The sequence below is a fragment of the Promicromonospora sp. NPDC110617 genome (genome assembly GCF_055598465.1).
Map to the genome: position 1 here is coordinate 668,289 of NZ_JBVKBM010000001.1, position 15,554 is coordinate 683,842.

Here is a 15,554-nt window from a genome sequence, read left to right on the forward strand (position 1 = left end):
CGCCCAGGAGGTGGCATGGTCACGGTGCACGACGTCGCGCGCGCCGCCGGGGTCTCGATCTCCACGGTGTCGCGCGCCCTGACCGCCCCCGAGCGGGTGGCCGCCGCGACCCGCGACCGCGTCACCCGGGTCGCCGCCGAGCTCGGCTACCGGCCCAACGTCGCGGCGAGCGGCCTGCGGATGGGCCGCACGCACGCCGTCGGCCTGCTGGTCCCCGACCTGGAGAACCCGTACTTCGCGTCCGTGACCAAGAGCGTCCAGGCCCGCGCCCGCGCCGAGGGGTACGAGGTGTTCGTCGCCGACTCGGACGAGGACCCCGACGTCGAGCCCGAGCTCATCGGGGCGCTCGCCGCCCGGACCGACGGCCTGATCGTGGCGTCGCCGCGGTCGGGGGAGGCGGAGCTGCGGGCCGCCCTCGTGGGGCTGACCGCGGTGCTGGCCAGCCGGGAGCTGCCCGCGGGCGCCGGTCCCGGGGGCGCGGGTCCCGAGGGTGCGGGTCCCGCGGACGCAGGTCCCCGCGGCGAGGGCGGGACCGAGGCGCCGGGGATCCCGTTCGTGGCGGTGGACGACGCCGACGGCGTCGGCCAGATCCTCGGGCACCTGCACGCGCTCGGGCACCGGTCCGTGGGCGTGGCGGCGGGCCCGCCGTCGTCCTGGTCCGGCCGGCGCCGGCTCGCCGGGCTGGTCGACGCCGCCGCCCGCTGGGACCTCGACCTGGTACGGCTGGGCACCTTCCAGCCGTACTTCGTGGGCGGCACCCGGGCGGCCGACCACGCCGTCGCGAGCGGTGTCACCGCCGTCGTCGCGTTCAACGACCTCATGGCGCTCGGCATCCTGAGCCGGCTGCGCGAGCGCGGCATCGACGTGCCGGGCCGGATGTCCGTGGTGGGGTTCGACGACGTCCAGCTCGCCACGCTGGTCTCGCCCGCCCTGACCACCGTGCACGCCCCGCTGGCCCGCCTGGGCCGGCGCGCCGTCGACCTGCTGCTCGCGCGCCTGCGCGGCGGCGACCCGCCGGCGAACGTCCAGCTCCCGGTGGAGCTCACGATCCGCGGGTCCTCCGGACCCGCTCCCACCGGGACGGTCAGCTGACGCCCGTCCCGGCAGACGAACCCTGGGCGAAGGAGCCCGAGAGAGAGGAAGCACCATGCGCACCTCGAAGAAGGCGGCGGCGCTCGTCGGCGTCGCCGCACTGACCCTGCTCACCGCCTGTGCCCCGCCCGCCCCGCCCGGAGGTGAGAGCGGGGGTGCCGTCACCGATGCGGCCGACGTCCCCGAGACGCCGTCGGAGCCGGTCACCCTGAACATCCTCGATGTCGCGGGCAACCAGCGGCTCACCGAGGGCATGGTCGACGAGTTCGTCGAGAACAACCCGGACGTCATCGAGTCGGTGACCTGGGAGACGGGCGGGGCGCCCGACGTCACGGGCATCGTGAAGCCGCAGGTGGACAGCGGCAACCTGTCGATCGACGTGGTGTTCACCGGGAACGACGGGCTCGCGGCCGGCATCAGCCAGGACCTGTGGATCCCGGTCGTGGACGACTACGGCGACCGGCTGACCAACCAGGAGAACTACCTGGAGCCCGCCGCGAACATGCAGGAGCTCGCCGAGGGCTACGGCGTGGTGACGACGTACTACCCGTCCGGTCCGCTGCTCCAGTACGACCCCGAGGTGGTCGGCACTCCGCCCGCCACGCCCGAGGAGCTGCTGGAGTGGGCCAAGGCCAACCCCGGCAAGTTCGGGTACGCGCGGCCGGCCAACTCCGGCCCGGGGCGCACGTTCCTCATGGGCCTGCCCTACATCCTGGGCGACAAGGACCCGAAGGACCCCGAGAACGGCTGGGACAAGACCTGGGCGTACCTCGAGGAGCTCGGCCAGTACGTCGACACCTACCCCACGGGCACCGGCCAGGTCGTGACCAACATGGCCGACGGCACCTGGTCGATGATCCCGACCACCACCGGCTGGGACATCGCGCCGCGTGCCGAGGGGCAGCTCCCGGACACGCTGGAGGCCGCCGCGTTCGACGACTTCACGTGGGTCACCGACGCGCACTACGCCGCGATCCCGAAGGGGCAGAGCGCCGACAAGATCAGCGCGATCCTGCTCCTGCTGCAGGACATGCTCACCCCCGAGCAGAACGCCAAGGCGTACGACGCCGGCTACTTCTACCCGGGCCCGGCGGTCGAGGGCGCGACGCTCGACCTCGCGCCGCAGGAGTCGCAGGACGTGGTCGAGGAGTTCGGCCGCCCCCTGTTCGACGAGCTCATCGAGTCGCAGGACGCCGTCGTGCCGCTCGACGCGGACTCGATGGTGACGGCGTTCGACATCTGGGACCGCGAGGTCGGCGGCGGCAAGGTGGAGGAAGAAGCCGAATGAGCGACTTCGAGTCCCTGGAGCTGCGGGGCGTCGGCCGCCGGTTCGGCGGGGTGGACGCGCTGTCCGGGCTGGACCTGACGATCCGGGCGGGCGAGTTCGTCGCCCTGCTCGGGCCGTCGGGCTGCGGCAAGTCGACGGCGCTGAACTGCCTGGCCGGCCTGCAGCCGCTCACGCACGGCGAGATCCGGCTGGACGGCAGGCGCATCGACACCCTGCCGCCGGAGCGGCGCGGGTTCGGCATGGTCTTCCAGTCGTACGCGCTGTTCCCGCACCTCAGCGTGGAGAAGAACGTCGCGTTCGGGCTGCAGATGCAGGGTGTGCCGCGGGCCGAGATCGGCTCGCGGGTGCGCGCGGCGATCGAGCTGGTCAAGCTCGGGGAGCACGCGAAGAAGCTGCCCGGGCAGCTCTCGGGCGGGCAGCAGCAGCGAGTGGCCATCGCCCGCGCGGTGGTGCTCGAACCGTCGCTCGTGCTCATGGACGAGCCGTTGTCGAACCTCGACGCCAAGCTCCGGCTCGACATGCGCACCGAGATCCGGCGCCTGCACCAGTCCCTCGGGCTCACGACGATCTACGTGACGCACGACCAGGAGGAGGCGCTGTCCCTGGCCGACCGCCTGGTCGTCATGCGCGAGGGCCGCGTGCAGCAGGTCGGCACGCCGGACGAGCTCTACGAGAGCCCGACGAGCTGGTACGTCGCCGACTTCATGGGGTACCGGAACATCCTGCCCGCGACCGTCGTCACGGCGTCCGCGGGCGAGGCGGTGGTGGAGCTGCCGGGCACGGGTGGCGACGGCGTCCGGCTCACCGGGCGTGCGGTCGGCGCCCTGGGCGCGGGGGACCGCGTGCGGGTCGCGGTGCGGCCGGAGGACTTCTCCGTGGCCGGTGCTTCGCTGGTCGAGCGTGTCGAGACCCGGGTCTCGACAAGCTCGACCAGCGGCGGGTCGATCCCCGGCTCCGTGTCGGTGGTCGAGTACCACGGGCGCGAGTTCGCCGTCGGGGTGCAGGCCGGCGAGACCATGCTGCACGCCCGCGCGACGACGGCGCCCGACGTCGGCGGGGCGGTCACGCTGACCGCCCCCGTCGAGCGGGTGCTGGTGTTCCCGGAGGCGCTGGACGCCGCCGTCGTGCCGCAGGAGGTGGCGGCGTGACCACCCCGTCGCGCGCCACCGCGAGCCTGCGGCACCGCCTGGCCGAGCGGGGAGTGGACCCGGCGCTGCTCCTGCTCCTGCCGGGGCTCGTGGTCGCCGTCGCGCTGTTCGTGTACCCGTTCTCGTACGGGATCGGGCTCACGATCCAGCCCACGGCGGCGATGCAGGAGCAGTGGGGCGGCGGCATCCTCGCCAACTACGTCGCGTTCTTCCGCGACCCGTTCGTGTTCGACTCGGTGTGGCTCACGATGCGCCTCGCCCTGCCGGCCGCCCTCTTCAACGTGCTGGCGTCGGTCCCGGTGGCGATGGTGCTGCGGCACCGGTTCCGCGGCAAGCGGCTGCTGACGTCGCTGCTGGTGCTGCCGATCACCCTGGGCACCGTGCTCACGGCGCAGGGGCTGCTGATCTTCGCGGGGCGGCAGGGCTGGATCAACCGGGCGCTGCTGGAGATCGGCCTGATCGACGAGCCGTTCAAGCTCGTGAACAACTACCTGGGCGTCATGTTCTCCCTGGTCATCACCGGCTTCCCGTTCGCGTTCCTGCTCATCTCGTCCTACCTGTCGGGCATCGACCCGTCGCTGGAGCAGGCCGCGAAGACCCTCGGCGCCGGCTGGTGGCAGCGGTTCCGGCGGATCGTCCTGCCGCTGCTCGCGCCGGGGCTGGCCACGACGTTCATCCTGACGTTCGTGCTCGCGTTCTCGGTGTTCCCGTCGGCGAGGCTGGTCGGTGACGCGATGGGCGAGACCCGGGTCATGTCCCTCATGGCGTTCCGGGCGTTCGGCGAGCAGAACGACTACGCCATGGCGTCCACCATCGCGCTGATGATGGGCGCGGTCGAGCTGCTCGTCGTCGTCGCCGTGCTGGGCCTGCGCTCGCTGCTGTACCGAGGGACCACGGGAGGGAAGGGCTGATGGCCACGTCCACGCTGGAGCGGCCGCTCGCCGCGCGACCGTCCACCTGGTTCGTCTGGGCGGGCATGACGGCGTTCGGGGTGTTCCTGCTCGGGATCCTCGTCGCCGTCGTCGTCGACTCGTTCGGCAAGCAGTGGTTCGACACCTGGCTGCCCGACGGCCTGACCACCGAGCGCTACGTCGAAGCCTGGGACCGGTTCGCGCTGGGCGAGGTGGTCGGCGTCACCGTCGGCGTCGCCGTGCTCGTCGTCGTCATCTCGGTGCTGGTGGGCGTGCCCGCCGCCTACGTGCTCGCCCGCCGCGACTTCCCGGGCAAGCGCGCCGTCATGCTGCTGTTCCTGCTGCCGGTGCTCATGCCGCCCATCACCTACGGCATCCCGCTCGCCACCGTCATGTACTCGTTCGGGCTCGGCCGCACGCTGACCGCCGTCGTGCTCGTCAACCTCGTGCCGTCCGTGCCGTTCGTGATCCTGACGATGACGCCGTTCATCGAGCAGATCAACCCCGCCATCGAGTCGGCCGCCCGGATGTGCGGGGCCCGGACCTGGCAGGTGTTCACGCGGATCCTGGCCCCGTTGCTCGTGCCGGGTATCCTCGCGGCGGCCATCCTGGTGCTCGTACGGACCGTCGGCCTCTTCGAGCTGACCTTCCTCGTGTCGGGCCCTGGTTCGGACACACTCGTCGTCGCCATCTACCGTGGCATGACGGCTGCCGGCGGTGGCGAGGCGAGACAGCTCATCTCGGCCCTGTCGGTGATCTACACCGCGACGATGCTCGTCATGCTCGTGGTGGCGCTGCGCTTCGTGAACCCGACGCAGCTCGTGGCACAAGTCAAGGAGACACGCGATGACTGAGGACCGCCTGCACCGGGACCACCTCCCGGGCGGCATCGACGCACCCGTGATGCCGACGGCGGTGGGGATAGTCCACCTCGGCATCGGCGCGTTCCACCGGGCGCACCAGGCCGTGTACACGGAGCGCGCCGCGATCGCGACGGGCGACACCACCTGGGGCATCCTGGGCGTCACCCAGCGGTCCGCGACCGTGCGTGACCAGCTCCGCCCGCAGGGCGGCGTGTACTCGGTGCTCACCGCGGGGGAGCAGGAGTCCTCGGTCGAGCTCGTCGGGTCGGTGGTCGACGTCGCCTACCCCGCCGAGGAGACCGAGCGCGTGCTGGCGGCGCTCGCGGCGCCGACCACCCACGTGGTCACGCTGACCATTACCGAGAAGGGCTACGCCCGGCGGCCGGACGGGTCGCTGGACACCGAGGCCGTGGGGGCTGACCTGGCGGCGCTCGCTGCTGTGGCCGTCGAGGGCGCGGCGGCCGGTGGTTCCGAGGGTGCGGTGCGGCCGGCGGCGTCGGCCATCGGGCTGCTGGTGCGCGGGCTCGCGGCGCGGGCCGGGTCCGGGGCGCCCATCACCGTGCTCACCTGCGACAACATGGTGGACAACGGGCGCGTGCTCGAACGTCTGGTGCGGGAGGCCGCGGACGCGGCCCTGCCCGGGCCCGAGGGTGACACGCTGCGCGCGTTCCTCGACGCGAGCGTCACGTTCCCGTGCTCCATGGTCGACCGGATCGTGCCGGCGACCACCCCGGAGCAGCGCGACCAGGTGGAGCGGACGCTCGGGGTGCGGGACGAGGGCCTCGTGGTGGGCGAGCCGTTCGCGCAGTGGGTGATCGAGGACCGGTTCGCCGGGCCGCGCCCCGCGTGGGAGGCGGCGGGCGCCACGCTGACCAAGGACGTCGCGCCGTTCGAGCAGGCCAAGCTGCGCCTGCTCAACGGGACGCACTCGCTGGTCGCGTACTCGGGCTGGCTCGCCGGGCACTCGACGATCGCGGGCGGCGTGACCGACCCGGTGATCGCCGAGCGGGCACGGCAGTACCTCTTCGAGGACGCGCTGCCGACGCTCACCGCGCCCGAGGGCCTGGACCTGCGGCAGTACGGCGAGCAGATCCTGTCCCGGTTCGCCAACCCGCACACCGGGCACACCACGGCCCAGGTGGCGATGGACGGCACCCAGAAGATCCCGTTCCGCTGGGGCGGCGTGCTCGCGGACTCGCTCGCCGCGGGCCGGGAGCCGCACGGTGTGGCGTTCGGCCTGGCCGCGTGGGCGGAGTTCGTCCGACGCCGGACGCACTCCGGCGAGGGCGTCGACGACCCGCGCGCCGGGGAGCTCGAGGCCCTGGTCGACGCCGCCGAGATGCCCGGCGGTATGGACGGGCTGGGTGACGTCGCGGGGTTGGCCGGTGCCGAGGAGGACCTCCGGGCGCTGCTCGCGCTGCCGGGGCTGCTGCCCGCGGGGACGCCGGAGAGCTATGTCGACACGGTGGCGGCCGAGCTCGAGGCCGTCGTCGGCTGACCTGGTCGGTCGGTCGGTCGGTCGGTCGATCGATCGGGCTGGGCTCCGCGCTCCATCCCCTTTGAGGCCCGGGTTTCTTCGCTTTGGACGGTTCCAAAGCGAAGAAACCCGGGCCTCAAAGGGGATCGGGGCGGGGCCTCCGTGGGTCTCGTTTCGGGCCGGGTTGACGGGAAAGCCCTTTCCATAGGTCGGTCCCGCGGGTAGGGTTCCTGCGGATCGGCGCGGCAGGGCCGTGTCGACTCGATAGAGTGATCGATCACACGCGTCGACGAGGACGGAGCACGATGAGAGTCACGATCCTGGGCACAGGTGCCATCGCCGGAGCCCATGCACGAGCGATCGCGGACCTGCCGGCGCACGGCGTGGACGCGACCCTGGTGCACGCCGTCGACATCGACGCCGCGCGGGCCGAGGAGTTCGCCCGCGAGCACGGCGTCCCCGGGCACGGGACCTCCCTGGAGGACGTGCTCGCCGAGACGGGCGTGCTGCACGTCTGCACGCCGCCGGGCGTGCACGCGGACGTCGCTGTGGCGGCGCTGGAGGCGGGTGTGCACGTGGTCGTCGAGAAGCCCGCCACGCTGTCCCTCGCGGAGATCGACCGCATCGCGGCCGCCGAGGCGGGCTCGACGGCGTCGTTCACGCAGGTCGTCCAGCACCGGTTCGGGCACGGTGCGCGGCAGCTCCGCCGTCTGCTCGACGACGGAGCCCTCGGCCGGCCGCTGGTCGCCACGTGCGACACCCTGTGGTTCCGGGCGCCGGCGTACTTCGAGGTGCCGTGGCGCGGCCGCTGGGACACCGAGGGCGGCGGGCCCACGATGGGCCACGGTATCCACCAGTTCGACCTGCTGCTGGCGACGCTCGGGCCGTGGTCCGAGGTGACGGCCATGGCCGGCCGTCTCGCCCGGCACGTCGACACCGAGGACGTCTCGATGGCGATCGTGCGCTTCGCGAGCGGCGCGATGGCGACGATCACCAACTCGCTGCTGTCCCCGCGGGAGACCTCCGACCTGCGGTTCGACACCGAGGCGGCGACGATCGAGCTGTCGCACCTGTACGGGTACACCGACGCCGACTGGACGTTCACGCCGGCCGCGGGCCGGGACGACGTCGCCGAGCTGTGGCAGCCGGACCCCGAGGCACTGCCGTCGGGGCACCTCGCCCAGCTCGTGCCGACCTACCGCGCGTTCACCGCGGGCGAGGCGCCGCCGGTCACCGCGGCCGACGTGCGCGGCACGCTGGAGCTGGTCGCGGCGATCTACCGGTCGGCGTTCACGGGCAGCATCGTGCAGGCGGGCGAGATCGGAACAGGTGATCCGTTCTACGACTCCATGCGCGGCACGGGCCCGAGCTGGCCGCCGCTCAAGGCCATACCGACCCCGGCCCCGACGGCAGGCTGACGCCGCCCGGCACTCGGCGCCGTCCGCCCCTTGGCCGTCGAACGTAGGCCTGGTCGCCCTATGAGCGCTCATGCGCCGACTACTCCTACGTCCGGCGGCTGAGGCTGAGCCCGGCCGCGCCGTCGGGCTGCGGCTCGGCGCCGCGTGGCCCGCTGGCCGCCGTCCGCCGTCCGCCGTCCGCCGTCCGCCGTCGAACGTAGGCCTGGTCGTCTCATGAGCGCTCATGCGCCGACGACCCCTACGTTCGGCGGCGCGTCCTGGGCTTGGCGGCGGCGTCGGCCCCGCGGCGCCGGATGCCTGGCGTTGGCCTGCGTCGGCTGCTGGTGAGTGCGGGTCTGGTTGCGGAATCTGCGCCGAGAACGCCACCAACTCTGCGCTCGGCGCGGGTCGGCGCGGGTCGGCGCGGGTCTGCGCTTGGCGCCGAGTGCGGCACGCGGCTGGCGCCGTGCTGCCCGACGTCGGCCGGGTGCGGGCGTTGAACGTAGGCCTGGTCGCTCTCTGAGCGCTCATACGCCGACTACTCCTACGTTCGGCCGCGTTCCCGACTACTCCTACGTTCGGCGGCACAGCGGCCCAGCGGCCCAGCGGCACGGCCGCAAGGCGGCCCAGCAGCACGGCGGCCCAGCGGCCCAGCTGTACGGCGGCCCAGCAGCACGGCGGCCCAGCGGCCCAGCTGCACGGCGGCCCAGCGGCCCAGCGGCGGCACGGCGAGAGCGCCCGCGCCCCGGCGGCCCGCGCCCCCGGCACACGCCCACTGCCTCGCCCGAGCCCGGCCTCCAACGATGCAGTTCGTTACGAATTCCTGACCTGAGGCTCTGGACAACGCTTCCCGTAGCGGTATTGTATCGATTCAGTCGGCGGTCGAGGATGCAGCCGGCCACCAGCAGCACACAGAGCAAGGAGGCTCACGTGGTCCGCACACGCACCACCACAAGGACGGCGGCCGTCCAGGTCACGGCCCTCGCAGCGGCTTCGGCCCTGGCCCTCTCGGCCTGCGGCGGCGGTACGACTGCCTCGGCCGAGGCAGCGCCGGTAGCCACCGACCGGGACATCGAGCTGTCCCTCGTCTGGTGGGGGGACGACGACCGTGCGGCCCGGTACGAGGAGGCGGTGGCGCTCTTCGAGGAGGAGCATCCCAACATCGACGTCCAGACGCAGTTCCAGGCCTGGGACGACTACTGGACCGCCCGCAGCACCGAGGCCGCCGGCCAGACCCTGCCCGACGTCTTCCAGATGGACCTCGCCTACATCCACCAGTACGCGTCGAACAACCAGCTGCTGGACCTGTCGAACCAGCTGGGCGTGAACCTGAACACCGACGACTTCGACGAGACGGTGCTCGCCTCCGGCTCGGTCGGCGACGGCCAGTACGGCATCCCGACCAGCACCAACACCCTCGGCATGATCCACCACGACGACCTCCTGGACGAGCTCGGCGTCGAGGCGCCGGAGGAGGGCCTGACCTGGGACGAGTACGACGCCTGGATCCGTGAGGTCAGCGCGGCGGGTGCCGACCACGACCCGCAGATCTACGGCGGCACCGACTACACCGGCACGCTGTGGCTGTTCATCCAGTGGCTGGTGCAGCAGGGCAAGACGGCGTTCGCCGACGACGGTTCGCCGGCCTTCGAGAAGGCCGACCTCGTCGCGTGGGCCGAGCGCACCCAGCCGCTGCGTGACGACGGCGTCTTCTTCCCCGTCGAGCGCGCCAAGCAGGTCGAGCCCCTCACCGGCATGCAGGTGGGCCAGGCCGCGACCGAGATGACCTGGGACAACATGATGGCCGGCTACTCGGCCGGCGCGGGCAGCGAGAACCTCGACCTGCTCCCGGTGCCGACGGGCGCCGACGGTTCGGCGCAGTTCTGGAAGCCGTCGATGCTGCTCTCGTCGTCGTCGACGACGCAGGAGCCCGACGCCGCCGCGGCGCTCATCGACTTCCTCGTGAACGACCCCGAGGTGGGCAAGATCTTCGGCACCTCGAAGGGCGTGCCCGCCGTGGCCGCCCAGCGGGACGCCATGGAGGTCGAGGAGGGCTCGATCGACAGCAAGATCGTCGGCTACGAGGAGCACGTCGCCGAGCGCGTCACGGAGGACACCCCGCTGCCCGTCGAGGGCTACGGCGTGGTCGAGGCCGAGTTCAAGCGGCTGGGCGAGGAGCTGTCCTACGGCAACATCACGCCGGAGGAGTTCGCCGACCAGTGGTTCCAGAGCGCCGAATCGAACCTCGGCGGGTCCTGACCATGTCCGCGACCACCACCGAACGCGGCCGCGCGGCCGGGCGCGGGAACGTGCGGGGGACGGCGACGTCGTCGTCCCCCGCACGGGGCGGCGGCAAGCCGCAGCGCGACCGGTCCGACGTGAAGGCCGGGTACGCGTTCCTGTCCCCGTGGCTCCTCGGGTTCGTGCTGCTGACGGCCGGCCCCATGCTGATGTCGCTGTACCTCGCGTTCACCGACTACAACCTCTTCCGGGCCCCGACGTTCGTGGGCATCGACAACTTCACCGCCCTGTTCGCCGACCCGCGGTTCCTCAAGTCCGCCCAGGTGACGGCGGTCTACGTGCTGGTGGGCGTGCCGGTCAAGCTCGCGGCGGCCCTCGCCGTCGCCCTGCTGCTCAACGCGAAGCACCGCGGACAGGGCGCCTACCGCTCGATGTTCTACGCGCCGTCGCTCATCGGGGCCAGCGTGTCCGTGGCGATCGTCTGGCGTGCCATGTTCATCGACGACGGCATCGCCGACCAGGTCCAGCAGTTCTTCGGCCTGCCGGCCGGCGGCTGGGTGGGCGACCCGAGCATGACCATGCCGATGATGATCCTGCTCGCGGTGTGGCAGTTCGGCGCCCCCATGGTGATCTTCCTGGCCGGGCTCAAGCAGATCCCGGCCGAGCTGCACGAGGCGGCCGCCGTCGACGGCGCCGGGCCGATCCGCCGGTTCGTCTCCGTGACGCTGCCCATGCTCTCGCCCGTGCTGTTCTTCAACCTGCTGCTCGAGACGATCGGCGCGTTCCAGGTGTTCAGCTCCGCCTTCATCATCTCGGGCGGCACCGGCGGCCCCGCCGACTCGACGCTCTTCTACACGTTCTACCTCTACCTCAAGGGCTTCACGGAGTTCCGGATGGGGTACGCGTCGGCCATGGCCTGGGTGCTCGTGCTCGTGGTCGGCATCATCACCGCCGTCCTGTTCCGCACCTCGCGTGCCTGGGTCCACTACACGGGAGACGTGCGATGACGACAGCGACCACGACCGCCCCGAGCGCCGTCCCGACGCGCTCGCCGAGCGCGACGGCGACCCGGCGCAAGCGCCTGCGGTCCACCGTGTTCCACGTGCTCGTGATCGCCGTCGCCGTGGTGATCCTGTACCCCGGCGTGTGGATGGTCATGAGCTCGTTCAAGCCGAGCGGCGACATCGTCGGCAACGTGAACCTGTGGCCCGAGACGTGGACGCTGGAGAACTACACGTCGGCGCTGAGCGGCATCGGCGGCGTCTCGTTCTGGACGTTCGTGCTCAACTCGCTGATCCTCGCGGTCGGGTCGGTCGTGGGCATCGTCCTGTCGGCCACCGTGTCCGCCTACGCGTTCGCGCGGATCAGCTTTCCCGGGCGCGGGGTGTATTTCGCGGTCATGATCGGCACGATGCTGCTGCCGTTCCACGTGGTGATCATCCCGCAGTACATCCTGTTCAACTCCATGGGCCTGGTGAACACGTTCGTTCCGCTCCTGGCGCCCAAGTTCCTGGCCACGGAGGCGTTCTTCGTCTTCCTCATGGTGCAGTTCCTCCGGGGGCTGCCGCGTGAGCTCGACGAGGCGGCGCGGATCGACGGCTGCGGACACTGGGGGATCTTCCGGCTGGTGCTGCTGCCGCTCATGCGGCCCGCGGTGATCACCAGCTCGATCTTCGCCTTCATCTGGTCGTGGAACGACTTCCTCGGCCCGCTGCTCTACCTCAAGCGGCCCGACACGTACCCGCTGCCCATCGCGCTGCGGCTCTACGTGGACCAGACGTCGGTCTCCGACTACGGCGCGCAGATGGCCATGGCCGTGCTCGCGCTCGTGCCGGTGCTGCTGTTCTTCGTGGTCTTCCAGCGGTACCTGGTGGACGGCGTCGCCACGCAGGGCCTCAAGGGCTGACCGCCGTGGACGCCCAGGAACGGATCGAGGAGTCGCCGCCGCCGTCGGGCCGCGGACGGCGCGCGGCCGGCGAGGGCTGGTTCCCCCTGCTGGGGGAGACGCTGCTGACCGGGCTGCTCGTGCTCGCCGGCAGCCTGCCCGTCGTGACGGCCCCGGCGGCGCTCGCCGCGGGGGCCGCGCACCTGCGGCGGCACCTCGGCGGGTACGACACCTCGGTCCGCTCGTTCTGGCGGGACTGGGTCGCGGCCGTGCGCGGGCTGTGGGTGCTCGGCGTCCTGCTCCTGGGGCTGGCGGCCGTGGTGCTCGTCAACTCCGGGCTGACGGCGTCGGGCGCGCTGCCGGGCGCGTCCGGCGTGCGCTGGGTGACGTGGGCGGCCGCGGCCTGCGCCGCGGTGGTCCTGGTCCGCACGACGGCGGCGTGGTCGGACGACGAGGCGGTGGCCGGCGACGCGGCGGCCGGCGGCGTCTGGCGGCTGCTGTCCCGCGGCGCGGCGCGCTCCCGCGACGACCTGGTGGGTTCGGCGCTGCTGCTGGCGGCGCTGGTGATGTGTGTGGTGCTCGTGTGGATGTTGACGCCGCTCGTCGTGGTGACGGGTGGCCTGCTCGGCCTGGCGGCGGTCGCCGTCGAGACCCGGCGCGCGCTGCCGCGCCCGGTCGACTGAACGTGCGCTTCTACCCGGTCATCAGGCCCGGAACAGCTGTGTATCCGGGCCTGATGACTGGGTAGAAGCGCACATCTTCGTGAGATCGAGAATTCAGAGAGGAATTCGAGAATGATCCCGAGAACCATCCGGACCGGAGCCGTGCTGGCGACGGCACTCAGCCTCGGCATGAGCGGGGTGGGCGCCGTGGCGTTCGCGGCCACCGTCCCGACCGCCGCCCCGGCAACGGCCGCGCTCACCACCGCCCAGGGCAGCGCCGCGCCCAGCACCCCGGCTGGCGGCGAGTCCGCCGTCCTGACCACCGCCCAGGGCGACGAGATCGCCCAGGCCGGGCGGCCGCCGTCGGGCAGCGGGAAGGTCACCGAGAAGCTGGGCCGCGGTCTCGTGGCCGCCGCGACCAGCGAGGGCGTGTTCCTGAGCTGGCGCCTGCTCGCGCCCGAGGTCACCGGGCACACCGACAGCGGCCTGAAGGGCCCGGGCTTCGCGGTGTACCGCGACGGCCGGCGCGTCGCGACGGTCACAGGCGCGACAAACTACCTCGACCCCGCCGGCACCGCGGACGCCCGGTACCGCGTGGTGCCGCTGAGCGGCCCGGACAAGGGCAAGGCGGCGTCGGCCGACGTGTGGGGCGACGGGCACCTGGACATCCCCCTGAACAAGCCGGCCGACGGCGTCACGCCCGCGGGCGAGTCATATACATACCGGGCCAACGACGCCTCGGTCGCGGACCTCGACGGCGACGACGAGTACGAGATCGTCGTGAAGTGGGACCCGTCCAACTCCAAGGACGTGTCCCAGGTGGGTTACACGGGCAACGTCTACCTCGACGCCTACGAGCTGGACGGTACCCAGCTCTGGCGCATCGACCTGGGCGTCAACATCCGCGCGGGCGCGCACTACACGCAGTTCCCCGTCTACGACTACGACGGCGACGGCCGCGCCGAGCTGATGATCAAGACCGCCCCCGGCACGCGGGTGACCACCTACCGCGACGGCCGGCCGGCCGGGCAGCGCTACGTGCCGATCGCGAAGGAGGACCGCGCGGCCGGCGTGCGCGACACGGACGACTACCGGATGTCCGCCGGGGACTACTACGAGCACCTCGTGGACACGTTCCGCGGCTGGTCGTCGCGCCCCGAGGTGACCGGCGGGCAGTGGCCCGCCACGCTCGAGGAGGCGTGGGGCATCGAGTCCCGCTGGACCTACCCGCTGTCCGACGCCGACGCCCGCGCCGCCGTCGACCACTTCATCGACGTCTACGCGCCGTCCCGTTCCACGCGCAACCAGCTCCGCCTGTTCGAGGGCTTCGTGATCAGCGGCCCGGAGTACCTCACCGTCTTCGACGGGCTCAGCGGGCGTCCGCTGGAGACCGTCGACTACGAGCCCGGGCGCACCGACGACGGCCTGCGCTGGGGCGACTACGCCATGGCGCGCATCGAGCCCGGCAACCGGGTGGACCGCTTCCTGTCGGGGGTCGCGTACCTGTCCGAGGGCAAGGCCAGCGCGATCTTCGCGCGCGGCTACTACACGCGCTCGACCGTCGCGGCGTACGACTGGGACGGCAGGCACCTGACCCGGCGCTGGCTCGCCGACTCGGGCTGGACGCCCATGTCCAACCCCTTCAACGACAGCCCGCACGGCGTGCCCGGCACCTCGCCCGAGTGGGGGAGCATGACCACGCAGGGCTTCCACTCCCTGTCGGCGGCGGACGTCGACGGGGACGGCCGGCAGGAGATCGTCTACGGCTCCGCGACGCTCGACGACGACGGGTCACTCCTGTACTCGTCGTTCGACACCCTGCCGGACGGCTCCGCGAACCCCGGGGCGACCGCGGGCCTGGGGCACGGCGACGCCATGCACGTGACCGACATCGACCCCGACCGTCCGGGCCTGGAGATCTGGACCGCCCACGAGGGCGCCACGTGGGCGCCCTACGGCTCCGCGATGCGTTCGGCCGAGGACGGCGAGGTGCTGTTCGGGCAGTACTCCGGGCGGGACACCGGCCGCTCGATGATCGGCGACGTGCTGCCCGACGTGCCGGGCATCGAGGTGTGGGCGTCCATGCCGGACGGCACCCTCGGGTCGGGCACGCTGAGCGCGACGGGTGAGCAGGTGGCGACGGCGACCATGGGGACCAACCAGTCCGTGCGGTGGGCCGGCGACGGCACCACGCAGATCGTGGACGGCGCGGACCCCGCGGTGCCGACGATCAAGGACTGGTCGCGCGGCGTCGTCGCGACGCTGGACGGGACGCTGACCAACAACGGCACCAAGGGCAACCCGTCGCTCGTGGCCGACGTGCTCGGCGACTGGCGCGAGGAGGTGCTGGTGCGCACCACGGACTCGACCGCGCTGCGGCTGTTCACCACCACCGAACCCAGCGACATCGCGCTGTACACGCTCATGCAGGACCCGCAGTACCGCGTCGAGGTGGCGCGCCAGCAGACGACGTACAACCAGCCGTCGTACCCGAGCTTCTACCTGGCCTCGGACACGGACTGGTCCACGGTGCCGATCCCGGGCCGCCGCTGAGCTCCTGAGGCGGCCTGGCTAACTGAGTTCGGTCGGT

General features: G+C 72.2%; 12 protein-coding genes. All 12 read left to right on the plus strand.

Annotated features, from left to right (window positions below; genetic code table 11):
• The first annotated feature begins 15 nt into the window (after positions 1-15).
• The 12 genes from ACZ7LE_RS02875 (at position 16) to ACZ7LE_RS02930 (ending at position 15,517) form a co-directional block, all read left to right on the plus strand.
• Positions 16-1,092, plus strand: a complete 1,077-nt coding sequence (locus ACZ7LE_RS02875; RefSeq protein WP_470401873.1) for a LacI family DNA-binding transcriptional regulator — start codon at positions 16-18, stop codon at positions 1,090-1,092.
• A 55-nt stretch (positions 1,093-1,147) separates the two neighbouring features.
• Positions 1,148-2,380, plus strand: coding sequence for an extracellular solute-binding protein (locus tag ACZ7LE_RS02880; protein WP_470401874.1), 1,233 nt, complete (start codon positions 1,148-1,150; stop codon positions 2,378-2,380).
• Positions 2,377-3,528, plus strand: a complete 1,152-nt coding sequence (locus ACZ7LE_RS02885; RefSeq protein WP_470401875.1) for an ABC transporter ATP-binding protein — start codon at positions 2,377-2,379, stop codon at positions 3,526-3,528. Before ACZ7LE_RS02880 ends, ACZ7LE_RS02885 begins: the two co-directional genes overlap by 4 nt.
• Positions 3,525-4,439 carry an ABC transporter permease gene (locus ACZ7LE_RS02890; RefSeq protein WP_470401876.1) on the plus strand — a complete coding sequence of 305 codons (915 nt, stop codon included), beginning with the start codon at positions 3,525-3,527 and terminating at the stop codon, positions 4,437-4,439. The genes ACZ7LE_RS02885 and ACZ7LE_RS02890 overlap by 4 nt, the downstream gene beginning before the upstream one ends.
• Entirely contained in the window at positions 4,439-5,293 is an 855-nt protein-coding gene (locus ACZ7LE_RS02895) for an ABC transporter permease (protein ID WP_377228757.1), read from the plus strand. The genes ACZ7LE_RS02890 and ACZ7LE_RS02895 overlap by 1 nt, the downstream gene beginning before the upstream one ends.
• Entirely contained in the window at positions 5,286-6,800 is a 1,515-nt protein-coding gene (locus ACZ7LE_RS02900; RefSeq protein WP_470401877.1) for a mannitol dehydrogenase family protein, read from the plus strand. Before ACZ7LE_RS02895 ends, ACZ7LE_RS02900 begins: the two co-directional genes overlap by 8 nt.
• 284 nt (positions 6,801-7,084) lie before the next feature.
• Positions 7,085-8,197 carry a Gfo/Idh/MocA family protein gene (locus ACZ7LE_RS02905; RefSeq protein WP_470401878.1) on the plus strand — a complete coding sequence of 371 codons (1,113 nt, stop codon included), beginning with the start codon at positions 7,085-7,087 and terminating at the stop codon, positions 8,195-8,197.
• 909 nt (positions 8,198-9,106) lie between these two features.
• Positions 9,107-10,435 (plus strand): ABC transporter substrate-binding protein, encoded by a 1,329-nt coding sequence (locus ACZ7LE_RS02910; protein WP_470401879.1) that lies wholly within the window; start codon positions 9,107-9,109, stop codon positions 10,433-10,435.
• Positions 10,436-10,437: 2 nt separating this feature from the next.
• Complete coding sequence (locus ACZ7LE_RS02915; RefSeq protein ID WP_470401880.1) at positions 10,438-11,424, plus strand: carbohydrate ABC transporter permease; 987 nt, start codon at positions 10,438-10,440, stop codon at positions 11,422-11,424.
• On the plus strand, positions 11,421-12,323 hold the full coding sequence (locus tag ACZ7LE_RS02920) for a carbohydrate ABC transporter permease (protein ID WP_470401881.1): 903 nt from the start codon (positions 11,421-11,423) through the stop codon (positions 12,321-12,323). The genes ACZ7LE_RS02915 and ACZ7LE_RS02920 overlap by 4 nt, the downstream gene beginning before the upstream one ends.
• A 5-nt stretch (positions 12,324-12,328) precedes the next feature.
• A complete protein-coding gene (locus ACZ7LE_RS02925) occupies positions 12,329-12,985 on the plus strand; it encodes a Poxvirus protein I5 (RefSeq protein ID WP_470401882.1) in 657 nt (218 codons plus the stop codon).
• 111 nt (positions 12,986-13,096) lie between these two features.
• A complete protein-coding gene (locus ACZ7LE_RS02930) occupies positions 13,097-15,517 on the plus strand; it encodes a rhamnogalacturonan lyase (RefSeq protein ID WP_470401883.1) in 2,421 nt (806 codons plus the stop codon).
• The last annotated feature ends 37 nt before the right edge of the window (positions 15,518-15,554 follow it).

Coding starts and splice junctions, on each gene's coding strand:
- ACZ7LE_RS02875 (WP_470401873.1), top strand. CDS start 16: ATGGTCACGGTGCACGACGTCGCGCGCGCCGCCGGGGTCTCGATCTCC.
- ACZ7LE_RS02880 (WP_470401874.1), top strand. CDS start 1,148: ATGCGCACCTCGAAGAAGGCGGCGGCGCTCGTCGGCGTCGCCGCACTG.
- ACZ7LE_RS02885 (WP_470401875.1), top strand. CDS start 2,377: ATGAGCGACTTCGAGTCCCTGGAGCTGCGGGGCGTCGGCCGCCGGTTC.
- ACZ7LE_RS02895 (WP_377228757.1), top strand. CDS start 4,439: ATGGCCACGTCCACGCTGGAGCGGCCGCTCGCCGCGCGACCGTCCACC.
- ACZ7LE_RS02900 (WP_470401877.1), top strand. CDS start 5,286: ATGACTGAGGACCGCCTGCACCGGGACCACCTCCCGGGCGGCATCGAC.
- ACZ7LE_RS02905 (WP_470401878.1), top strand. CDS start 7,085: ATGAGAGTCACGATCCTGGGCACAGGTGCCATCGCCGGAGCCCATGCA.
- ACZ7LE_RS02915 (WP_470401880.1), top strand. CDS start 10,438: ATGTCCGCGACCACCACCGAACGCGGCCGCGCGGCCGGGCGCGGGAAC.
- ACZ7LE_RS02920 (WP_470401881.1), top strand. CDS start 11,421: ATGACGACAGCGACCACGACCGCCCCGAGCGCCGTCCCGACGCGCTCG.
- ACZ7LE_RS02930 (WP_470401883.1), top strand. CDS start 13,097: ATGATCCCGAGAACCATCCGGACCGGAGCCGTGCTGGCGACGGCACTC.